This window comes from Psychroserpens sp. BH13MA-6 (genome assembly GCF_052983595.1).
Map to the genome: position 1 here is coordinate 16,890 of NZ_JBRJGE010000001.1, position 17,982 is coordinate 34,871.

Sequence of the window (17,982 nt, forward strand, 5' to 3'; positions counted from 1 at the left end):
AGACCTAAACCATAATTTGTAGGTTAGTTAAGCTTACTTAAGCTCAACCTCTGCTCCTGCTTCTTCTAACTGAGCTTTAAGAGCTTCTGCTTCGTCTTTAGCAACACCTTCTTTGATTGGGCTTGGTGCTTCGTCTACTAAACCTTTTGCTTCTTTTAATCCTAAACCAGTTAATTCTTTAACTAATTTTACAACAGCTAATTTAGAACCACCTGCTGCTTTAAGGATTACGTCGAATTCTGATTTTTCTTCAGCGGCATCACCACCTGCTGCTGCTCCACCTGCTGCTACTGCAACAGCTGCTGCTGCTGGTTCGATACCATATTCGTCTTTTAATATTGTAGCTAATTCATTAACTTCTTTTACTGTTAAATTAACTAATTGTTCTGCGAAATCTTTTAAATCTGCCATTTCTATCGTTTTTAATAATTTTTAATAAATATAATTTGTTTAAGTGCGTACTTAGTTGTTTATCCTTCTTTCTCGGATAATGTTTTGATGATACCTGCTAATGTTCCACCACCTGATTTAAGTGCTGAAATAACATTCTTAGCTGGTGATTGTAACAAGGTTACAATTTCTCCAATCAATTCTTCTTTAGACTTGATATCGACTAACATGTCTAATTGATCATCACCAATGTATATCGCTTCTTCTATAAAAGCTCCTTTAAGCAAAGGCTTATCAGATTTTTTACGGAAGTTTTTGATAACTTTAGCTGGAGCGTTTCCAGTTTCAGAATACATTACAGAGGTATTACCTTTTAAAACTGAAGGAAGATCACCGAAATCTCTTTCAGAAGCTTCCATAGCTTTCGTTAATAATGTATTTTTAACTACGTTTAATTTTACGTTTGCTTTAAAACAAGCACGACGCAAATCTGAAGTGTTACCTGCATTTAATCCAGATATATCAGCGAGATAAATGTTTGTATTATCTGCTAACTGAGCAGTTAACTCTTCAATTACTTGTGATTTTTCTTCTCTTGTCATAATAATAAAGATTTAACTACTTATGCTATTTTTGTATCAATTGCAATACTTGGACTCATCGTGCTAGATATGAAAATACTTTTCATGTACACTCCTTTAGCAGCAGTTGGTTTCAACTTATTTAGAGTAGTTAACAATTCCATTGCATTGTCCTTAAGTTTATCAGCAGTAAATGATGCTTTACCTATTGGAGCGTGAACGATACCTGTTTTATCTACTTTAAAATCGATTTTACCAGCTTTAACTTCAGATACTGCTTTCGCAACATCCATAGTTACTGTTCCTGTCTTTGGATTTGGCATTAAACCTCTTGGACCTAATACTCTACCTAATGGACCTAATTTACCCATGATTGCTGGCATAGTAACGATAACGTCAACATCTGTCCAACCACCTTTGATTTTTTCTAGGTACTCATCTAATCCTACGTAATCAGCTCCTGCCGCCTTAGCTTCTTCCTCTTTGTCTGGAGTTACTAAAGCAAGAACTTTCATGTCTTTACCTGTTCCGTGGGGAAGGGAAACAACCCCTCTCACCATTTGATTAGCCTTACGAGGATCCACTCCAAGTCTTACAGCTAAATCAACAGAGGCATCGAACTTTGTATACGTGATTTCTTTTAATAATTCAGTCGCTTCTTCGATAGAATACAATCTATTCTTCTCTACTTTAGCTAAAGCGTCTTTTCTCTTTTTTGTTATTCTTGCCATTTCAAAAATTTTTAGTTAGGTGCTTCTCCACCTTTAACTGTGATTCCCATTGATCTTGCAGTTCCTGCAACCATCTTCATCGCAGAATCAACACTAAATGCATTTAAATCTTGCATTTTGTCCTCTGCAATAGCTTTCACTTGATCCCAAGTTACTTTTGCTACTTTCTTTCTGTTCGGTTCACCAGATCCTTTTTTTACTTTGGCCGCTTCCAATAATTGTACTGCAGCTGGAGGAGTTTTAATAACAAAGTCAAACGACTTGTCTTTGTAAACAGATATCACTACCGGAAGAACTTTACCAGGCTTATCCTGAGTTCTGGCGTTGAATTGTTTACAAAATTCCATGATATTAACTCCAGCAGCTCCTAAAGCGGGTCCAACCGGTGGCGACGGATTCGCAGCACCTCCCCGAACTTGTAATTTAACTACTTTACCTAATTCTTTTGCCATTTTAAAATTTTTAGTTTTGTATATCTCTTCATTTGGAAGCAAAAAAGATATACGATCTATATATGTAACAATTATTATACTTTATCAACTTGCATATAACTCAATTCTAATGGTGTTTTTCTTCCGAAAATCTTAACCATAACTTCAAGTTTACGCTTCTCTTCATTAATTTTCTCAATCGTACCGTCGAATCCATTGAAAGGACCGTCAATTACTTTAACAGTCTCACCAACCGTGTAAGGAATTGCTATATTTGCATCTGCATCCACAGCCAACTCATCTACCTTACCTAACATTCTATTCACTTCAGATTGTCTTAACGGCACAGGATCTCCTCCTTTTGTCTCGCCTAGAAACCCAATAACATTTGTAATTGATTTTATAATATGTGGAATCTCACCGCTTAAGTTAGCCTGAATCATAATGTAACCTGGAAAGTAAACACGCTCTTTGTTTATTTTTTTCCCATTACGAATCTGGATGACTTTTTCAGTTGGAACTAGTACTTGATCTACATAATCCTCTAAACCTAATCTTGAAATTTCATTTTCAATATAAGTTTTGATCTTATTTTCTTGACCACTTACCGCTCTAACGACGTACCACTTTTTATTTACATTAGTTTCAGACATGCTTCTTTCTGTTATCTTATGAAGTTAAATTAATTCAAAATAAGCCTTAATCACTTTACTAAAAACAGTATCAACTCCCCAAATAGCTAATGAGAATATGATAGAAAATACAGCCACTAAAACAGTTAAACTTTGTGCTTCTGACCATGTTGGCCAAGAGACATTGTTCTTTAACTCTCCAAAAGATTCTTTTATATAATTTACAATTCCTGCCATTTGATTATGTATTTGCACGGGTTGAGAGACTCGAACTCCCGACACCTGGTTTTGGAGACCAGTGCTCTACCAACTGAGCTAAACCCGTAAATATAAATCAAGGCGTCTTGCAAAAACAAGACACCTTAATTAATATTTATTTAATAAATATTTAGTCTAAAATTTCAGTAACCTGACCTGCACCTACTGTTCTACCACCTTCACGGATTGCGAAACGTAAACCAACGTTCATTGCAATTGGTTGAATTAATTCAACTGTAATAGTAAGGTTATCTCCAGGCATTACCATTTCAACACCATCAGGAAGCGCAATGTTTCCAGTTACGTCAGTTGTACGTACGTAAAACTGTGGACGGTAGTTATTGTGGAATGGTGTGTGACGTCCACCTTCTTCTTTTTTCAAGATATAAACCTCAGCTTTAAATTTAGCGTGTGGTGTTACAGATCCTGGCTTAGTAATTACCATACCTCTAGAGATTTGAGTTTTCTCAATACCTCTTAATAAGATACCAGCGTTATCTCCAGCCTCACCTCTATCAAGGATTTGACGGAACATCTCGATACCTGTAATAGTAGAGTTTAATTTTTCAGCACCCATACCAATGATCTCAACTGGATCACCTGTATTAGCAACACCTGTTTCGATACGACCTGTAGCAACAGTTCCACGACCAGTAATTGAGAATACATCTTCAATAGGCATTAAGAATGGCTTGTCCATATCACGTACTGGCTCTTCAATCCAGTTATCAACAGCTTCCATTAATTCCATTACTGTATCTACCCATTTTTGCTCACCGTTAAGTGCGCCTAAAGCAGAACCAGCAATTACAGGACCATTATCTCCATCGTACTCGTAGAAAGACAATAAATCTCTGATTTCCATTTCAACTAATTCTAATAACTCATCATCATCAACCATATCCACTTTATTCATGAATACAACGATACGTGGAATACCTACCTGACGTCCTAAAAGGATGTGCTCACGAGTTTGTGGCATTGGACCATCTGTAGCAGCTACAACTAAAATAGCACCGTCCATTTGAGCAGCACCAGTAACCATGTTCTTCACGTAATCGGCGTGACCTGGACAGTCAACGTGAGCGTAGTGACGATTTGCTGTTTGATACTCAACGTGTGATGTATTAATTGTAATTCCTCTTTCTTTTTCTTCTGGAGCGTTATCAATTGTATCGAAATCTCTTGCCTCAGATAAACCTGCATCAGCTAATACTTTAGTAATAGCAGCAGTTAAAGTTGTTTTACCGTGATCTACGTGTCCAATAGTACCAATATTAAGGTGTGGTTTTGAACGATCGAAAGTTGCCTTTGCCATGTTTAATTTATTTAATCTTAATTTATATTAGTGTTCAATTTAATTCTCAATTTAAAAAAGAGCCAATGACGAGATTTGAACTCGTGACCTCTTCCTTACCAAGGAAACGCTCTACCCCTGAGCTACACCGGCTTTAAAGGTTGTAAGCTAAACAGAAACGTTTACTTCACTTTTAAACCAATTATTGATGGTTTAAACTTAGAGCGAGAGACCGGGTTCGAACCGGCGACATTCAGCTTGGAAGGCTGACGCTCTACCAACTGAGCTACTCTCGCTTTTATCATTTAAATTACTTCTTAAAAACGCAATTCAAAATGAATGGATTTCCAATTTTCAACCTGTTATTTAATAAAAAACAACGCTTGTTAAAAATACTATTGTGGGGAGAGCAGGATTCGAACCTGCGAAGACGTAGTCAGCAGATTTACAGTCTGCCCTCGTTGGCCGCTTGAGTATCTCCCCAATTTTAAAGAACTATGCTAAAAACAACACTTTTATTTTTAGACTTTTAAAGAGCCGATGGAGGGACTCGAACCCACGACCTGCTGATTACAAATCAGCTGCTCTAGCCAGCTGAGCTACATCGGCTTTTCTATAACTTTTTCGCTATAAAAAAAGCCCGCTATTTCTAACGGACTGCAAATGTAAAGATTTATTTATTTATTCAAAACATTTTTTGAAAAATTTTATCATATATGTGCTCTTAATTTTTCTTTTCGCTTTTTAAGTTGTCTTTCCAGAGATGAAACAGCTATATCTGTTCCTTCTTCGAAGGTCTTACACTGTTTTTTAACGACAAAACTATCTCCTGGAACTTTAACCCTTGCTTCAAAAATTTTGTTTGCCTTGTCACTGGTGTTTTCTACTTTTAGATACACATCGGATTGAATGACCTTATCATAGAACAAATCTAGTTTGTCCATGCGTCTTTGGATAAAATCAATTAACTTTTTGTCTGCTGTAAAATTTACAGATTGTGTGTTTACCTTCATAATCATTCTTTATTAGTTAGACAATATTACTTCTTACTTCTTGGGTGTGCATTTGCATACACTTTTTTTAATTCAGCTATACTATTATGTGTATAGACTTGTGTTGCTGCCAAACTTGAATGGCCAAGAAGTTCTTTAACAGCGTTTAAGTTCGCACCTTGATTTAGTAAATGAGTCGCAAACGAGTGCCGTAAAATGTGTGGACTCCTTTTTACTTTGGTGGATACATTACTAAAGTAGTTATTTATAATTCTGTAGACAAGAGTTTCATAAATTTTAACGCCCTTTTTTGTTAAAAACAAATAGCTTTTATCTTGAATTTTTTCTAGAGCATTTCTCTCAATCATATATAAGTCAATTGTTTCAACTACAGAATCTATTAAAGGTATGTAACGTTCCTTGTTTCTTTTACCTAAAACCTTTAACGTTTTATTGGCAATATCAAGGTCAGATAATTTTAACTGAACCAACTCTATACGTCTAATACCTGTAGCATAAAACAATTCTATGATTAACCTATTGCGCAAGCCTTCAAAATCTTTGGCCGATTGCAAAGCATCCACCATTTCCTTCATTTCTTCTTCGGAAAAAGGGACTTGAATCTTTTTACTCACTTTAAGCGCTTTGTGTTTATTGAGAGGATTCACTTCAATGCGCTCAATTTTCAGAAGGAATTTGAAATAGGTATTAAGCGACGATACTTTTCTATTGATACTTCTATTACTTATACCATTGTCTACTAGTGACACTATCCAATGCCTAATTTGCTGATAATTCACATCAGTGATTGTAGGACTATCGAACTCGGAACGAACAAATAACTTGAACTCCTCGAGATCATTTACATAGGCTTTAATTGTTAGTTTGGAATAATTCTTCTCTAATAATAAATAATCTGAAAATGGTTTAAAACTCATATGATTCTTTTGGCACCTCAATAAGTTTAAATGTACAATATTTTTAGATGTTCACCCAAGTGCAAAAAAAATCCTGCTTGTTAAAGCAGGATTTATATAATTGCAAAACATCGTTTAATACGTTTCTTGATCTCTAAGACCTTGGATGTATTGTGCTTTTTGAATTTGTGCTCTTCGAGCTACAGAAGGTTTTGTGAATTGTTTGCGTTCTTGCAATTGATTCTTGATCGTTGTCTTTACAAACTTTCGTTTGAAACGCTTCAACGCTCTATCTATATTTTCTCCTTCTTTTACTGGAATTATTAACATAGTTCTTAACCTCCTCTCTTTTAGAATTTTTAAGGCTGCAAATATAAAAACTAATTTTATTCCTACAACTAAAAAAATAAAAATTATAATCGCACTATTTCACCGACCACACAGAGTAACTTTTTGGTGGTGCTTGAATTTTCACCCATTTTCCAGATTGCGTCGTTGGCTCCCAACCAGAATGTCCTGTATAATCTTTTATAACCGTACTAGACCAGTTGGTCTCCACCCATCGCTCCTGCCAGGAGTTTGAATTATTGATATATACCACTAATCCAGGACCACCACTACCATTTCTTTTTGCCACATATTCATCTGTATCTGCATGTAAAATGGTGGTGCTACCACTAGCTAAATTATTATGAATCCAGATTAAATTATTTAATCGTTCTTTATTGAGCCACTCTTCATAATCTCTATAAAACACTGTTGGGTATCCCTCATGTGTCAAGATATAGGCATAAGCTAATATCTTATTATTGATAATCTCGTCCGTATCATGATTAGTTACAAAAGTAACTGCTCTCGTTGCATTTTGTTTCCAAAGCATATTATCATTTAAAACGGTAAGGTTATTTCCCATGAAGGCATCTTTCATTTTATAGTAACAAGCAAAATCGAAAGCGCTCACTTCGGCAGCTCCTGTCCACCAATCTAATGTCGACACATTACTATCCCAGTATTCTCCCACTGAAAATCCTCCAACTTCATTCTTCCAATCTTTTACAACCCATGGCTCAAACCCTTTAACATAATCAAAACGCCAGCCATCAAAACCAATAACATCTCTATAATATTTGGCGACGCTATTCGAATTTTTCCACAGCCAATCCTGAACATAACTTTGGTGATGACATAGATCTGGATAACCACCAAAAGCACCTGTATCATTGGAGTGCACATTATTTGGATGAAAGTCTGTAGCCGAACGGTAAAAGTTACCGGAAAGCGGATTGAAATCTGTCCAAGTATTACCACCTGTGTACGTGTTGTATTCACTGGCTCCACCACTATTATGATTAATGACAATATCTGCGATTACGCTTAAGCCATTTTGATGCGCTGTATTAATCATGTTGGTAAGTTCAGTTCTAGACCCGAATCGCGTTTCCACACTTCCCATTTGATTATATTCTCCAAAATCGTAGTAATCAAAAGGATCATAGCCCATTGAGAAAGGGCCATTTTGAGCTTTTGATGCTGGTGGAAGCCAAATAGCATCGATACCTGCATTACTCCAATCAGCTACTTTAGAATTAATAGTATTCCACCAATTGCCACCTGCAGGAACATCCCAATAAAAGGCTTGCATCATGACGCCTTCGCCAATAGGTTTTAATCCAGCCCGTTGCTCGTGGAAAGTTGTTTTCGTCTCTTTTTGTGTAGGTTCTTGTGAATCAGATATAACATCGTGCTCACAATTAAAAAGGCAAGTCATCATGAATGCCATGCCTAAGTACTTCATATTTTTCATAAGATTTATGATTTGGTTACGTATAAAAGTTACGTAAATATGTGACGTCACCCAAACCAATTATTTTACGAAAACGTTTTCGTGTTGATAAATCATCAAAATAATCGTCTATAATACCTTACATCGATAAAATAAAAGCTATTTTTTTGATAATTTCTTAAAATGCCAGTTTTAAGAGAAGTATTTTAAATACTATTCATCCTCAAAAAGCGAGGCTTTAGTGCTTAAATCCTCAATGAGCTTTTCATCTTCTTCACTTTCAAGAAGAATGTTGTAGTTTTTCCAGAAGTCCTTGTTATAAGGTTTGGGTGAAAAGATATCCATATCCCAGTCCTTTTGAAGTTCCAATGCAATTTTTTCCTTGTCTAGAATGATTTCTGAAAACAAAATTTCTTGCACTGTATAATAATAGCGTTCTTCTTTATTGTAACGTTCCTTTTCTTCATCACTAACCTTTTCATCAGTCTTAAAACCAACGTTGACCAACTTAGGTGTTTCATAATAGATATAGTTAGGATACATTTTATCTTGGTATTCCATATATGTGATAATCAATTTATGATTGACCTGCGTATCAAACAAACGTTTGCTTCGCACCTTCTGTGCATCAGAGGCTGCTACCAATTCATACTCGATTTTTTTTATGGCGTAGTTATCATAATAAATATACAACCATCCTTGTGCAATGTAACCTTCGTTAAAAATACCTTTGGTTCCTAGGCCAACAAAATCGCTACTCTCAGAAATTTTAATTTTATATAATTTCCGATCATTATCCACAAGAAGCGTATCCAATGTAAATTGATGTTTATCTAAAATATCCGCACCAAAAAGCGCCTTTGTATCTTGAGAATTGCGTAATAAGTTGAGTTTTCCTTGAAAAATATTCTGTAAGCCGTTGACTCTGTTATCATTCCATTTGATGGCCTTCACTAACTGATTGGTACTCAAACTGCTTCTTTTGACGTCGCGAGGTTTAATTCTGCTTCTTGAATTTTGATTTTTATAGGATACATAGGAAAAAATACTATCTACATCACGTAAATCATAACTTTTTCGCATTTGATCTACATTGATTTTAAGATGCTTTGCACTTTGAGAACCGTAACCAGAATCATAAACAGTGATAGCGCTTTCAATGAGCCACTTAAATTCAATTTTATTTCGCTCCTTGTGTCTTAAAAAACCTTTTTGGATATACGCTGAATCTGGCAAATTCACAGCGAGCTTTTCAATCGCTTTTAAAACAATATCATTACCAGTCTTAGGTCTTGTTTCAGCAATGAGTACAATCTCATCTAAGGAAGCCACATCTTCTTCTAAGTAGACATCTATGGAGTTATCAAACTCATTCACCGGAATTTTATAACTCTTGTACCCAATAGAAGAAATAATTAAGGTGTCTGTGGTAAATTCCGCAGGTACTTGAAGTACAAACTTACCATCGGCATTACTTACTGTACCAATGGTCGTATTTTTAACATAAATACTAGCGCTTTCAATAGGCATTAATGTTCCAAAATCAAGAATTTTGTTCTTAACTTCAGTTTGCGAAAAACCAAGTGAAACCACCAAGAAATTCAACACAAGTAGGCCTTTTTTTATGTTTTGTCTATGCATGACATATGATTTAAATCAAACTGAAACTTGAACTCATTCAAGTCGTATGGTTGCTATGTTACTGGCTTATAATCTTTATCGTCAATCACCATTTTTGCAATGATCTCACGTAAAATCTCAGAAGTACCACCGCCAATTGGTCCTAATCTGCTATCTCGCAACAATCTTGCCATAGGATAGTCTTCCATATAACCATAACCACCTAAAAATTGTAGGCATTGATAAATCACCTCATCGGCCATTTTAGTCGAGCGCAATTTAGATATTGTAGCTTCCTTAACGACATATTCTCCTTTATTCAATCTATCGGCAACGGTATAATTAAATTCCTTGCACATCAACATATCAGCATAACAATCGGCAAAGGCATGACGCAACGCTTGAAATTTATCTATCGATTTTCCAAAAGCTTGACGCTCTCCCATGTATGCTTTAGCATAATCTAAGGCATGTTCTGCTCTAGCATGCGCATTGATTCCCATAATCAGACGCTCCAAGGCAAAATGCTGCATGATGTAAGGGAAACCCATATTCTCTTCACCCATAAGGTTGGCTGCTGGAATTGTCACATCATCAAAGGCAATTTCGCCTGTATCTGAAGCTCTCCAACCTAATTTATCTAGCTTTGATGCAGAAATTCCAGGTGTATCACGATCCATAATAAAAATACTGATCCCTTTGTTTCCGAGTTCAGGGTTCGTTTTGGCTGCAACTACAAGGTAGTCACTATAAACGCCGTTTGTAATAAACGTCTTAGACCCATTAATAACATATGAATCCCCTTTTTTAACGGCTGTTGTTCTCATGCCTGCCACATCACTCCCTCCAAACGGTTCGGTAATACAGAGACATCCTATCTTTTCGCCAGTGATACTAGGTGTCAAATATTTTTGTTTAATAGCATCATCACCTTCCTTATTCACATGGGTCATTGCTAAATAAGCATGTGCCCAAATGGCTGCTGCAAATCCACCAGATTCAATTTTTTGAAGCTCTTCTAATAGAATAACAGTATAAAATAGATCTAAATCCATGCCTCCATAGGCTTCAGGATAAGCTAACCCAAAGAAACCCATTTCTCCAAATTTCTCCCAAATAAAACGCTCGATGTGACCGGATTTCTCCCATTTTTCAATATGTGGAACGACTTCCTTTTGTAGAAAATCTTTTAAACTCTGTCTAAATAATTCATGCTCTTCGGTGAAGTACCTACTGCTCATAATCTGCAATTTTTTTGATTCTTAATCTAGTGTCAAATATAACTTAATTATATCACTTTTTTTAATCGGAAAATCTTTAACCTTTAGTAAATCGTCCAAAGATTTAAATCCATCTCTAAGCGTGCGTGCTTCAAGAATATTATAAGCAATTTCATAATCAATGTACTTCACTTGAACCAATTCTTCAATAGTGGCCGTATTGATATTAATTTTAGTAATAGGTGTTCCTGTTTTTACGGTGAATTCTTTTAAAACATTTTCGATAACCTCATCAGATAAACCATACACCTCTTTAAGCTGAATATCGGCTACAAAACCACCTGTTTTGGTTCTATAGTTTACAATGCGTTCAGAGAGTTTCTCACCAATACCATAGATGCGCTTCAATTGAGATTCTGAAGCCGTATTAAGGTCTTGCTTTTGCTCGAATGTCTTAGGAGTATTGCTTGGTGAAAATTTTTGATTGGTGTAGGTTTTAGGTTTCGGATTTGTCACCCATTCCGGAAACTTGAACAATGGTGCTATTGTTTGTAACAAGGAATCGGAAATTTTTGTGACTTCTTGAAAATCCTGAGCTGAGTTGATCCATTTCCCTTTTGCTCTGAAAGCTAGTAGGCGATCAATTTCAGCATTAGACATGCCGAGCGTATACCCTTTATAGTCGGTTATAAAATTTGGATTAAACGGAAAAACCTTGGGTTTAGAATCTGCTAATTTAGCCAACCGCAATGCTTCAATTTCTGTTTCGAATTTGGCGAGTTCCTGTGCATCTACGTTATATGCTTCCGACGAAAAGTCAATAAAAAAATAGGCACATTGAAATATTAAAATTAGTAATAACAACAAAAAAATCCCACTCCTTTGTTGTTTTGAAAACATGAAGTGAGATTTTATATTCATTGTATTTATATATTACATTTTATCTACCAGATCAGTGGCGCCATCATCAATAGCTTCTTCCTTTTTATTGATCGCATTCATATATTTTTTCAATTCCTTTCTAATCACTGGCGACAGCATAACCACACCAATAATATTAGGCACCACCATAGCGAATATCATGGCATCTGAAAAATCAATAACTGCTCCCAAACTAATAGAAGCTCCGACCACAACGAATAATAAGAATAATACTTTATAAACTAAATCGGTAAGCTTTCCTTTTCCGAATAAAAACACCCAACCTTGCATGCCGTAGTAAGACCAAGAAATCATGGTACTAAAAGCAAATAGAATAACGGCAATCGTCAAGACAATTGAGAAATGAGGAATCACTGTATCAAAAGCGGTTGCTGTTAATTCAACACCTTCTGTAACGGCCACACCATATTCCATAAACCCACCATCAAAATTGGTAATAACAATTACCAAGGCAGTCATAGTACATATAACCACCGTATCTACAAATGGCTCAAGTAAAGCCACAATACCTTCACTAGCAGGATACTTGGTTCTCACCGCGGAATGGGCAATTGCTGCAGAACCCACACCAGCCTCATTAGAGAAAGCACCACGTCGTATGCCTTGAATCATCACACCAATAACACCACCTAATCCAGCAAGTGGTGTAAATGCGCCACTAATAATGGCTCCAAAGGCATCATCAATAAGAGTGAAGTTGGCAAATAATATGATTAAAGCGGCCAAGACATAGATACCAGCCATAAAAGGCACAATTTTTTCAGTCACAGAAGCAATTCTCTTGATACCTCCAATGATAACGATGGCAACTAACACTGCCATTCCTATTCCGAAGAACAAACCAGCGTTTTCACCTGTTAAGTCAAACAGTTTGGTAAACTGTGCTGCCGCTTGATTGGCTTGGAACATATTTCCACCACCAAACGATCCACCAATGACAAATATGGCAAACAAGACGGCTAATACTTTACCTAATCCTCCAGCACCTTTTTCTTTTAACCCTTTGGTCAAGTAGTACATTGGTCCACCATAAACGGTACCATCTTCTCCGACATCACGATATTTAACTCCAAGTGTACACTCGGCAAATTTTGAAGCCATTCCTAGAAGTCCAGCGATGATCATCCAAAACGTCGCACCAGGACCACCAATAGATAACGCTACCGCTACACCGGCAATATTTCCTAAACCTACCGTAGCAGATAATGCCGCTGTCAAGGCTTGGAAATGGGACACTTCACCATCGGCACTTTCATCACGAATCGTTTCAAAGACATCCTCATTATCCGTTTGGTCACCATACAAGGTATCAACACCATGCTTTTCAATATCTTCATATTTTCCACGAACAACTTGAATGGCTGTCCTAAAACCTGTAACGTTGATAAACTTAAAATAAATGGTAAAAAATAATGCTCCACCTATTAATACAATCAATACCCAAGGAATTTGAAATGTATCTGTGAATGGAATTTCATAAAAAATGCCTTCAACAAACCAACCTGTGTAGGTCTTAAAGACTTCATCAATGCGTTCAGAAGTACTCTCTTGGGCGAACGTTAAAAATGGTGTGATTAATGTAAAAAATGAAAGAAGAAATTTCTTCATGTGTCGTATTATTTAAGTTAGTTAGTTTTAATAAAGCCACAAGATGCTAAAAAAAAACGACTTTTTAAAGTTCACCTTGTTAAAATGGATTCTTGCATTAACTTATGTCGTAAAGCGAATTTAAGTTTTGAATTTGTTCTGGTCGTCCCAAAACAATAATTTTTGAATTTGGCACCAATTTCAGGTCGGCTTCAGGATTCACAATGTACTCGCCATTCGCATCCTTAAAACCAATAACTGTACAACCTGTTTTCTGACGCAAATCTAAATCACGAATGGTTTTTATATTTGCGGCATTGTACAATTTTTCAACGGCTATTTCTTCAATATTGATATTTGACTTTCCAACAATTGCTAAATTATCAATGAATTCAATAAGATCAGGAACCACGACTAATGAGGCCATATGATCACCTCCAATACGATCGGGCAAAATCACATTATTCGCACCAGCCAATTTGAGCTTTTGATAAGATGTTTCCTGTGATGCGCGACTTATAATATTCATACTAGTATTGATTTGCCTTGCTGAAAGTACTACAAACAGATTGTCGGCATCATTTGGTAATGCTGAAATCAAAGTATTGGCTCTATCTATTCCAGCCAGCAATAAAATATCATCTTCATTCGCATTCCCTTGAACAAATGGCACCATCTCACTTTGAAATTTATCGATGATATCTTTATCCTTTTCAATCACTACAAAAGGCTTTTTATAGGCTAATAACTTTTTAGCAGCCTGCTTCCCATTTCTCCCGTAGCCACAGATAATGATATGGTTACTCAGATTGTCTATTTTCTTTTGCATTTTTCTCTGTTTTAATTCTTCAAAATCATTCTTACTCAAAATATATTCGGTAATCACTGTAATGGCATAACCTAAAATAATTACACTTGCCAATATTAAAAATATGGTGAATATCTTCGCGTTATCATCTAATGGTTGTACTTCTCCAAAACCAACAGTCGTAATGGTAATAACGGTCATATAAAACGAATCAATCCAAGAATAATCAGACATGATTCTGAATCCTAATACACCTATCACCATGATGACCAGCAAGAGGAAAACAGCTGTGTAGATTTTTACGCGAAAAAATTTAATCAATGGATTCATAGTTTATAAATCAAATACGGAAGAGCGTTTCGTGTAAACAATATCTTTTATTTTCATCCAGAATGCAAAAAATAAATACAGAGCAAAACCAAACCCCAAAGTAACAAATGCCAAATACATAAAAGATGTCCTAACCACTTTGGCTCTAATTCCTAAACGATCTGCGATACGCTGACAAACGTAAAATCCGCGCTTTTGAAAATAATAGAGGATCTGATAAAACAATTTCATACTGCAATTTAAAATTTATTACTTAACAATGCATTACCAATAGCACATTTTAAGCACTTATTTTTATCACAGTATTGCGTTTTAAGTTGAATCAAAGCTTGTGACTCGAAAGCCGACTTTGAAGCCTTATGAATACGTTCAAAACCTTTAACAATGGTATTTTTTTCACTGCTAATATCCTGTAAAATCGTTAGAATGTGCTGGTTCATATGTTGTCCTTGTTGCCGCGCATAGCTGAACTTCATAGGCAGTATTGTATTAATTAAAAGCAAATCCACAAACGCCTTGGTCATTCGTTTTTTACTGGATTTTACTTTTTTACTGAACGTATAGTGATTATCCCAAAAAGGCGATGTTGGCACTTGCAACAACTCGTAATACTCAGAAAGTGTCTCTATTTCCATCACTTTTGAAAATAATTGATGTTGGCGACTGTAAAGTTGAGACAATTGTGACAACCGGATAGTGGGAAAATTAGAGGGTCGCAATCTAAAGAATTGCATACGAATCATGCCTTCTTCTTTCAATTGAAATTTTTGCTTTAAATAGCGGTATTCTGAAGACAAGGATTGTTGGTATGCGATATCAGTCTCAATATCCAACAGACCAGCTTGACCAAACAATAATGCTTCTAGTTGCATTGGATTGTGCTGTAATTTTCTAATGACTGAGAAATTTATCGCATTCGCCAAACTAAAAAAAGCGTCACCATTCACTTTTAATCCAAAATTCTTGGTCAACATCTTAAAAAGAATGGCCTCCCAATCTTGATTTAAATCGGTCATCAAGCCATGAATCATCTGACATTTTTGTTCAAGACGTTCTACGAATAATCGCTCATACCAATGCGATCGCGTAAACTCACTAACTTCCTTAAAATCTTCCTCACAATTAATCCATGATTTCTTAGTTCTAAATAACTTATGAAATCTATCCAGTAGTGAGGGATGTAAATAGGGTTTTAGCTCAAGTGTTGGAATGACTGAATTATCTTTTCGAAAAATGGAGGTATCGTCTTCATATACCACATGAAGAATGACATTATCGTAAGCAGGATCACTTTCATGACGATGCACAAACCAATCACTACTTTTTACATGGATTTCAATATTTCCAGCCCAAAATTGGTCATCAATTCTTATTTGTCCGTTGAAAAAATCAGGACCAGAATTAGGATTGGGCGTACCTACCGCGACAATATCTAATTTTTGATGCTGTGTTGTCTTGAGGTGTAACACATCAAACTTTTTATGACTCCAAACATAATGTAGAAAATTTTCTATCATTTGTAAATATAAAAAATCTGATGGAATTCGATATTTTTTTTTAATTTCAAACCTTTTACACATTAGTTATGCAATTATCAAAAAGTTTAGCAAGTCACTTCAGAGGTGTTTTTTTTGGTGGGAACTGGACCAGCTCTAATTTGAAATCGCAATTGGAAAATATCAGCTGGGAAGAAGCTAATTTACAAGTTAAAAACACCAATTCAATTCTAGCTTTAACATATCATATTGGTTATTATATATCTGGTGTTTTGAACGTTTTCGAGGGCCAGCCTTTAGTAATCAGAGACAAGTTCAGCTATGACCATCCAAAAATCTCGAGTGCTCAAGAATGGGAATCGATGTGCCAAACTATTTTAGACAAAGCAGAAGCATTAGCAACACATATCGAGGTGCTTCCGGAAGCTCGCATTCATTCCACTTTTGTGGATGATAAATACGGTTCTTACTACGATAATATTACAGGTATTATAGAGCACACGCATTATCATTTAGGTCAAATTGCCATTCTGAAAAAATGGATAAAACCCTAAGTATTGACTAAAAAAATTCCCGATACTGCATCACACGGAAATCGAAGGTATTGAAGTCCGGGTTTTTAGCTTTTAATTGACGGTATAGTGGCAATCGACTAATGGAAATATTTGCCGCACCAGAACACGATGTTAGAGAAACGGTTTTAATAATTCTATTCCCTAATTTAAAATGATGAATTCTTGGTACTTCAGAACTCTGTACATTTAAATTCAGTTGATAGGTTTTTAAATGCTTACGAAAGAAATATTCAGGACCATTTTTACTATTACCACCTGTAAATAACAAGGTATCTATGCGCGGATATTTCCGCAGATAACCAACAACATCTCTTAATTGTACATTTTGCATTCCTAAATCGGATGCATCTATTTTTTCTCGTTCACAGCTTTGAACAATATCGCAAACACCTATATGATGATCTTTTAAAAACGTTTTGCGTTGGTTCACAGCTATCTTCGAATGATCGTATCTCAAACCTAGCTGATGAATCTCATCAATATATAACCACAAAGAATTATAATAACTGCCATAGCAGAAATCCACATCTTTCGGAAGTAATTCTCCTGTACTGAATCTGGGAGGTGGTAAGGTACCCACGATAAGTTTTTTCGTAGAATGGGTTATGAAAGGTTTATATGGGTGTTCATGCAAAAACACTTATAGCGAATTTAAAAGATGCTGCACTTGCCTGATGGTTTGTTTATACTTACGTTTATTAACAGCAGTCATATGTTGCGATTCATCATTTATAGCATTGAGGATGCTTTTGGCTTGATCTGTTTGATCTTGTTCTAGTAAAAATTGGGCGTACACGAGTCGCTCTTCATAATTTGAATAGCGCTGATCAATAGCCCTTAAATGTGTCTCTGCCAACTTGATATTACCAGATTTTGCCAATGACAAGCCATAAAAAAACTGCACTTTACTCCCCTGAAACTCTCTGTGATCTTCAAACTTTTTGGCAATAGCGATGACCTTATCATATTGATTTAAGAAAAAATAAGATTTGATCAATTGAAAGCCAACATAGGTGTCATTTTGAAAATCCTTAGAAATGGCTATGTCATAATGTTTAATAGCATTTTCAAAATCTTTATTCTCGTATAAGGCATCGGCCAAATTGACTCTATTCTGAAACGTTTCTGAAAATGCCAAGGTATTTTCCAAGTCCTTAATCTTTTTACTAGGGTTGATTATGGTCGTAAATTCTTCTTGCAATTTGTCTACATCCCTTTTGTTATAAACCTGAGTTATCAAATAAATAATACACCCAAGAAGTGGTAAAAACAAGATTAAAAACACCCAATAGTAATCATTTTTATTCTTAAACCAATGATAGATGCAAAATGCCTGAAAGGCGACAATTAAATAGTAGTACATGTATTTTCTAAGATAAAACGCTAAAATAC

The 17,982-nt window shown here is 35.7% G+C and carries 21 protein-coding genes and 5 tRNA genes; 1 reads left to right on the forward strand and 25 read right to left on the reverse strand.

Annotation, left to right across the window (positions count from 1 at the left end; translation table 11 throughout):
- Positions 1-33: 33 nt before the first annotated feature.
- The 23 genes from rplL to ACU8DI_RS00145 all read right to left on the reverse strand — a co-directional run bounded on the left by rplL (position 34) and on the right by ACU8DI_RS00145 (position 16,036).
- Entirely contained in the window at positions 34-411 is a 378-nt protein-coding gene (gene rplL, locus ACU8DI_RS00035) for a 50S ribosomal protein L7/L12 (protein ID WP_447110691.1), read from the reverse strand.
- Between the two features lie 59 nt (positions 412-470).
- Entirely contained in the window at positions 471-992 is a 522-nt protein-coding gene (rplJ, locus tag ACU8DI_RS00040; protein ID WP_447110692.1) for a 50S ribosomal protein L10, read from the reverse strand.
- 20 nt (positions 993-1,012) lie between these two features.
- Entirely contained in the window at positions 1,013-1,702 is a 690-nt protein-coding gene (rplA, locus tag ACU8DI_RS00045; RefSeq protein ID WP_447110693.1) for a 50S ribosomal protein L1, read from the reverse strand.
- A gap of 11 nt (positions 1,703-1,713) precedes the next feature.
- A complete protein-coding gene (gene rplK / locus ACU8DI_RS00050) occupies positions 1,714-2,154 on the reverse strand; it encodes a 50S ribosomal protein L11 (protein ID WP_447110694.1) in 441 nt (146 codons plus the stop codon).
- A 74-nt stretch (positions 2,155-2,228) separates the two neighbouring features.
- Positions 2,229-2,786 carry a transcription termination/antitermination protein NusG gene (gene nusG / locus ACU8DI_RS00055; protein ID WP_447110695.1) on the reverse strand — a complete coding sequence of 186 codons (558 nt, stop codon included), beginning with the start codon at positions 2,784-2,786 and terminating at the stop codon, positions 2,229-2,231.
- Positions 2,787-2,810: 24 nt separating this feature from the next.
- On the reverse strand, positions 2,811-3,002 hold the full coding sequence (gene secE / locus ACU8DI_RS00060) for a preprotein translocase subunit SecE (protein WP_447110696.1): 192 nt from the start codon (positions 3,000-3,002) through the stop codon (positions 2,811-2,813).
- A gap of 15 nt (positions 3,003-3,017) precedes the next feature.
- Positions 3,018-3,090, reverse strand: a tRNA-Trp gene (locus ACU8DI_RS00065).
- Positions 3,091-3,153: 63 nt separating this feature from the next.
- A complete protein-coding gene (gene tuf / locus ACU8DI_RS00070) occupies positions 3,154-4,341 on the reverse strand; it encodes an elongation factor Tu (RefSeq protein ID WP_447110697.1) in 1,188 nt (395 codons plus the stop codon).
- Between the two features lie 60 nt (positions 4,342-4,401).
- Positions 4,402-4,473: transfer RNA gene (locus ACU8DI_RS00075), tRNA-Thr, on the reverse strand.
- Between the two features lie 70 nt (positions 4,474-4,543).
- Positions 4,544-4,616 (reverse strand) — tRNA-Gly (locus ACU8DI_RS00080).
- A gap of 105 nt (positions 4,617-4,721) precedes the next feature.
- A tRNA-Tyr gene (locus tag ACU8DI_RS00085) sits at positions 4,722-4,803 on the reverse strand.
- Positions 4,804-4,855: 52 nt separating this feature from the next.
- Positions 4,856-4,929, reverse strand: a tRNA-Thr gene (locus ACU8DI_RS00090).
- A gap of 101 nt (positions 4,930-5,030) precedes the next feature.
- Complete coding sequence (hpf, locus tag ACU8DI_RS00095) at positions 5,031-5,333, reverse strand: ribosome hibernation-promoting factor, HPF/YfiA family (protein WP_447110698.1); 303 nt, start codon at positions 5,331-5,333, stop codon at positions 5,031-5,033.
- 26 nt (positions 5,334-5,359) lie between these two features.
- Entirely contained in the window at positions 5,360-6,250 is an 891-nt protein-coding gene (locus tag ACU8DI_RS00100; RefSeq protein WP_447110699.1) for a tyrosine-type recombinase/integrase, read from the reverse strand.
- 114 nt (positions 6,251-6,364) lie between these two features.
- Positions 6,365-6,559, reverse strand: coding sequence for a 30S ribosomal protein S21 (gene rpsU, locus ACU8DI_RS00105; protein ID WP_447110700.1), 195 nt, complete (start codon positions 6,557-6,559; stop codon positions 6,365-6,367).
- A 94-nt stretch (positions 6,560-6,653) separates the two neighbouring features.
- Positions 6,654-8,033 (reverse strand): alpha-amylase, encoded by a 1,380-nt coding sequence (locus ACU8DI_RS00110; RefSeq protein ID WP_447110701.1) that lies wholly within the window; start codon positions 8,031-8,033, stop codon positions 6,654-6,656.
- A gap of 192 nt (positions 8,034-8,225) precedes the next feature.
- Positions 8,226-9,653: a carboxypeptidase-like regulatory domain-containing protein gene (locus tag ACU8DI_RS00115; protein ID WP_447110702.1), complete on the reverse strand. Its 1,428-nt coding sequence runs from the start codon at positions 9,651-9,653 to the stop codon at positions 8,226-8,228.
- Positions 9,654-9,706: 53 nt separating this feature from the next.
- Complete coding sequence (locus ACU8DI_RS00120) at positions 9,707-10,873, reverse strand: acyl-CoA dehydrogenase family protein (protein ID WP_447110703.1); 1,167 nt, start codon at positions 10,871-10,873, stop codon at positions 9,707-9,709.
- Between the two features lie 21 nt (positions 10,874-10,894).
- Positions 10,895-11,752, reverse strand: coding sequence for a ComEA family DNA-binding protein (locus tag ACU8DI_RS00125; RefSeq protein WP_447110704.1), 858 nt, complete (start codon positions 11,750-11,752; stop codon positions 10,895-10,897).
- A 33-nt stretch (positions 11,753-11,785) separates the two neighbouring features.
- Positions 11,786-13,402, reverse strand: a complete 1,617-nt coding sequence (locus ACU8DI_RS00130) for an alanine/glycine:cation symporter family protein (RefSeq protein WP_447110705.1) — start codon at positions 13,400-13,402, stop codon at positions 11,786-11,788.
- Between the two features lie 97 nt (positions 13,403-13,499).
- A complete protein-coding gene (locus ACU8DI_RS00135) occupies positions 13,500-14,519 on the reverse strand; it encodes a potassium channel family protein (RefSeq protein ID WP_447110706.1) in 1,020 nt (339 codons plus the stop codon).
- Positions 14,520-14,522: 3 nt separating this feature from the next.
- Positions 14,523-14,750: a PspC domain-containing protein gene (locus tag ACU8DI_RS00140; protein WP_447110707.1), complete on the reverse strand. Its 228-nt coding sequence runs from the start codon at positions 14,748-14,750 to the stop codon at positions 14,523-14,525.
- Positions 14,751-14,758: 8 nt separating this feature from the next.
- Positions 14,759-16,036, reverse strand: coding sequence for a DUF2851 family protein (locus tag ACU8DI_RS00145; RefSeq protein WP_447110708.1), 1,278 nt, complete (start codon positions 16,034-16,036; stop codon positions 14,759-14,761).
- A gap of 68 nt (positions 16,037-16,104) precedes the next feature.
- Here ACU8DI_RS00145 and ACU8DI_RS00150 point away from each other — a divergent pair, with 68 nt between their 5' ends.
- Entirely contained in the window at positions 16,105-16,569 is a 465-nt protein-coding gene (locus ACU8DI_RS00150; protein WP_447110709.1) for a DinB family protein, read from the forward strand.
- Between the two features lie 7 nt (positions 16,570-16,576).
- Here ACU8DI_RS00150 and ACU8DI_RS00155 read toward each other — a convergent pair whose 3' ends face one another.
- Together ACU8DI_RS00155 and ACU8DI_RS00160 are read right to left on the reverse strand one after the other, a co-directional pair.
- Positions 16,577-17,230 carry a uracil-DNA glycosylase family protein gene (locus tag ACU8DI_RS00155; RefSeq protein ID WP_447110710.1) on the reverse strand — a complete coding sequence of 218 codons (654 nt, stop codon included), beginning with the start codon at positions 17,228-17,230 and terminating at the stop codon, positions 16,577-16,579.
- A complete protein-coding gene (locus tag ACU8DI_RS00160) occupies positions 17,231-17,953 on the reverse strand; it encodes a hypothetical protein (protein WP_447110711.1) in 723 nt (240 codons plus the stop codon).
- Between the last annotated feature and the right edge of the window lie 29 nt (positions 17,954-17,982).

Coding starts and splice junctions, on each gene's coding strand:
- rplL (WP_447110691.1), bottom strand. CDS start 411: ATGGCAGATTTAAAAGATTTCGCAGAACAATTAGTTAATTTAACAGTA.
- rplJ (WP_447110692.1), bottom strand. CDS start 992: ATGACAAGAGAAGAAAAATCACAAGTAATTGAAGAGTTAACTGCTCAG.
- rplA (WP_447110693.1), bottom strand. CDS start 1,702: ATGGCAAGAATAACAAAAAAGAGAAAAGACGCTTTAGCTAAAGTAGAG.
- rplK (WP_447110694.1), bottom strand. CDS start 2,154: ATGGCAAAAGAATTAGGTAAAGTAGTTAAATTACAAGTTCGGGGAGGT.
- nusG (WP_447110695.1), bottom strand. CDS start 2,786: ATGTCTGAAACTAATGTAAATAAAAAGTGGTACGTCGTTAGAGCGGTA.
- secE (WP_447110696.1), bottom strand. CDS start 3,002: ATGGCAGGAATTGTAAATTATATAAAAGAATCTTTTGGAGAGTTAAAG.
- tuf (WP_447110697.1), bottom strand. CDS start 4,341: ATGGCAAAGGCAACTTTCGATCGTTCAAAACCACACCTTAATATTGGT.
- hpf (WP_447110698.1), bottom strand. CDS start 5,333: ATGAAGGTAAACACACAATCTGTAAATTTTACAGCAGACAAAAAGTTA.
- ACU8DI_RS00100 (WP_447110699.1), bottom strand. CDS start 6,250: ATGAGTTTTAAACCATTTTCAGATTATTTATTATTAGAGAAGAATTAT.
- rpsU (WP_447110700.1), bottom strand. CDS start 6,559: ATGTTAATAATTCCAGTAAAAGAAGGAGAAAATATAGATAGAGCGTTG.
- ACU8DI_RS00110 (WP_447110701.1), bottom strand. CDS start 8,033: ATGAAAAATATGAAGTACTTAGGCATGGCATTCATGATGACTTGCCTT.
- ACU8DI_RS00115 (WP_447110702.1), bottom strand. CDS start 9,653: ATGCATAGACAAAACATAAAAAAAGGCCTACTTGTGTTGAATTTCTTG.
- ACU8DI_RS00120 (WP_447110703.1), bottom strand. CDS start 10,873: ATGAGCAGTAGGTACTTCACCGAAGAGCATGAATTATTTAGACAGAGT.
- ACU8DI_RS00125 (WP_447110704.1), bottom strand. CDS start 11,752: ATGTTTTCAAAACAACAAAGGAGTGGGATTTTTTTGTTGTTATTACTA.
- ACU8DI_RS00130 (WP_447110705.1), bottom strand. CDS start 13,402: ATGAAGAAATTTCTTCTTTCATTTTTTACATTAATCACACCATTTTTA.
- ACU8DI_RS00135 (WP_447110706.1), bottom strand. CDS start 14,519: ATGAATCCATTGATTAAATTTTTTCGCGTAAAAATCTACACAGCTGTT.
- ACU8DI_RS00140 (WP_447110707.1), bottom strand. CDS start 14,750: ATGAAATTGTTTTATCAGATCCTCTATTATTTTCAAAAGCGCGGATTT.
- ACU8DI_RS00145 (WP_447110708.1), bottom strand. CDS start 16,036: ATGATAGAAAATTTTCTACATTATGTTTGGAGTCATAAAAAGTTTGAT.
- ACU8DI_RS00150 (WP_447110709.1), top strand. CDS start 16,105: ATGCAATTATCAAAAAGTTTAGCAAGTCACTTCAGAGGTGTTTTTTTT.
- ACU8DI_RS00160 (WP_447110711.1), bottom strand. CDS start 17,953: ATGTACTACTATTTAATTGTCGCCTTTCAGGCATTTTGCATCTATCAT.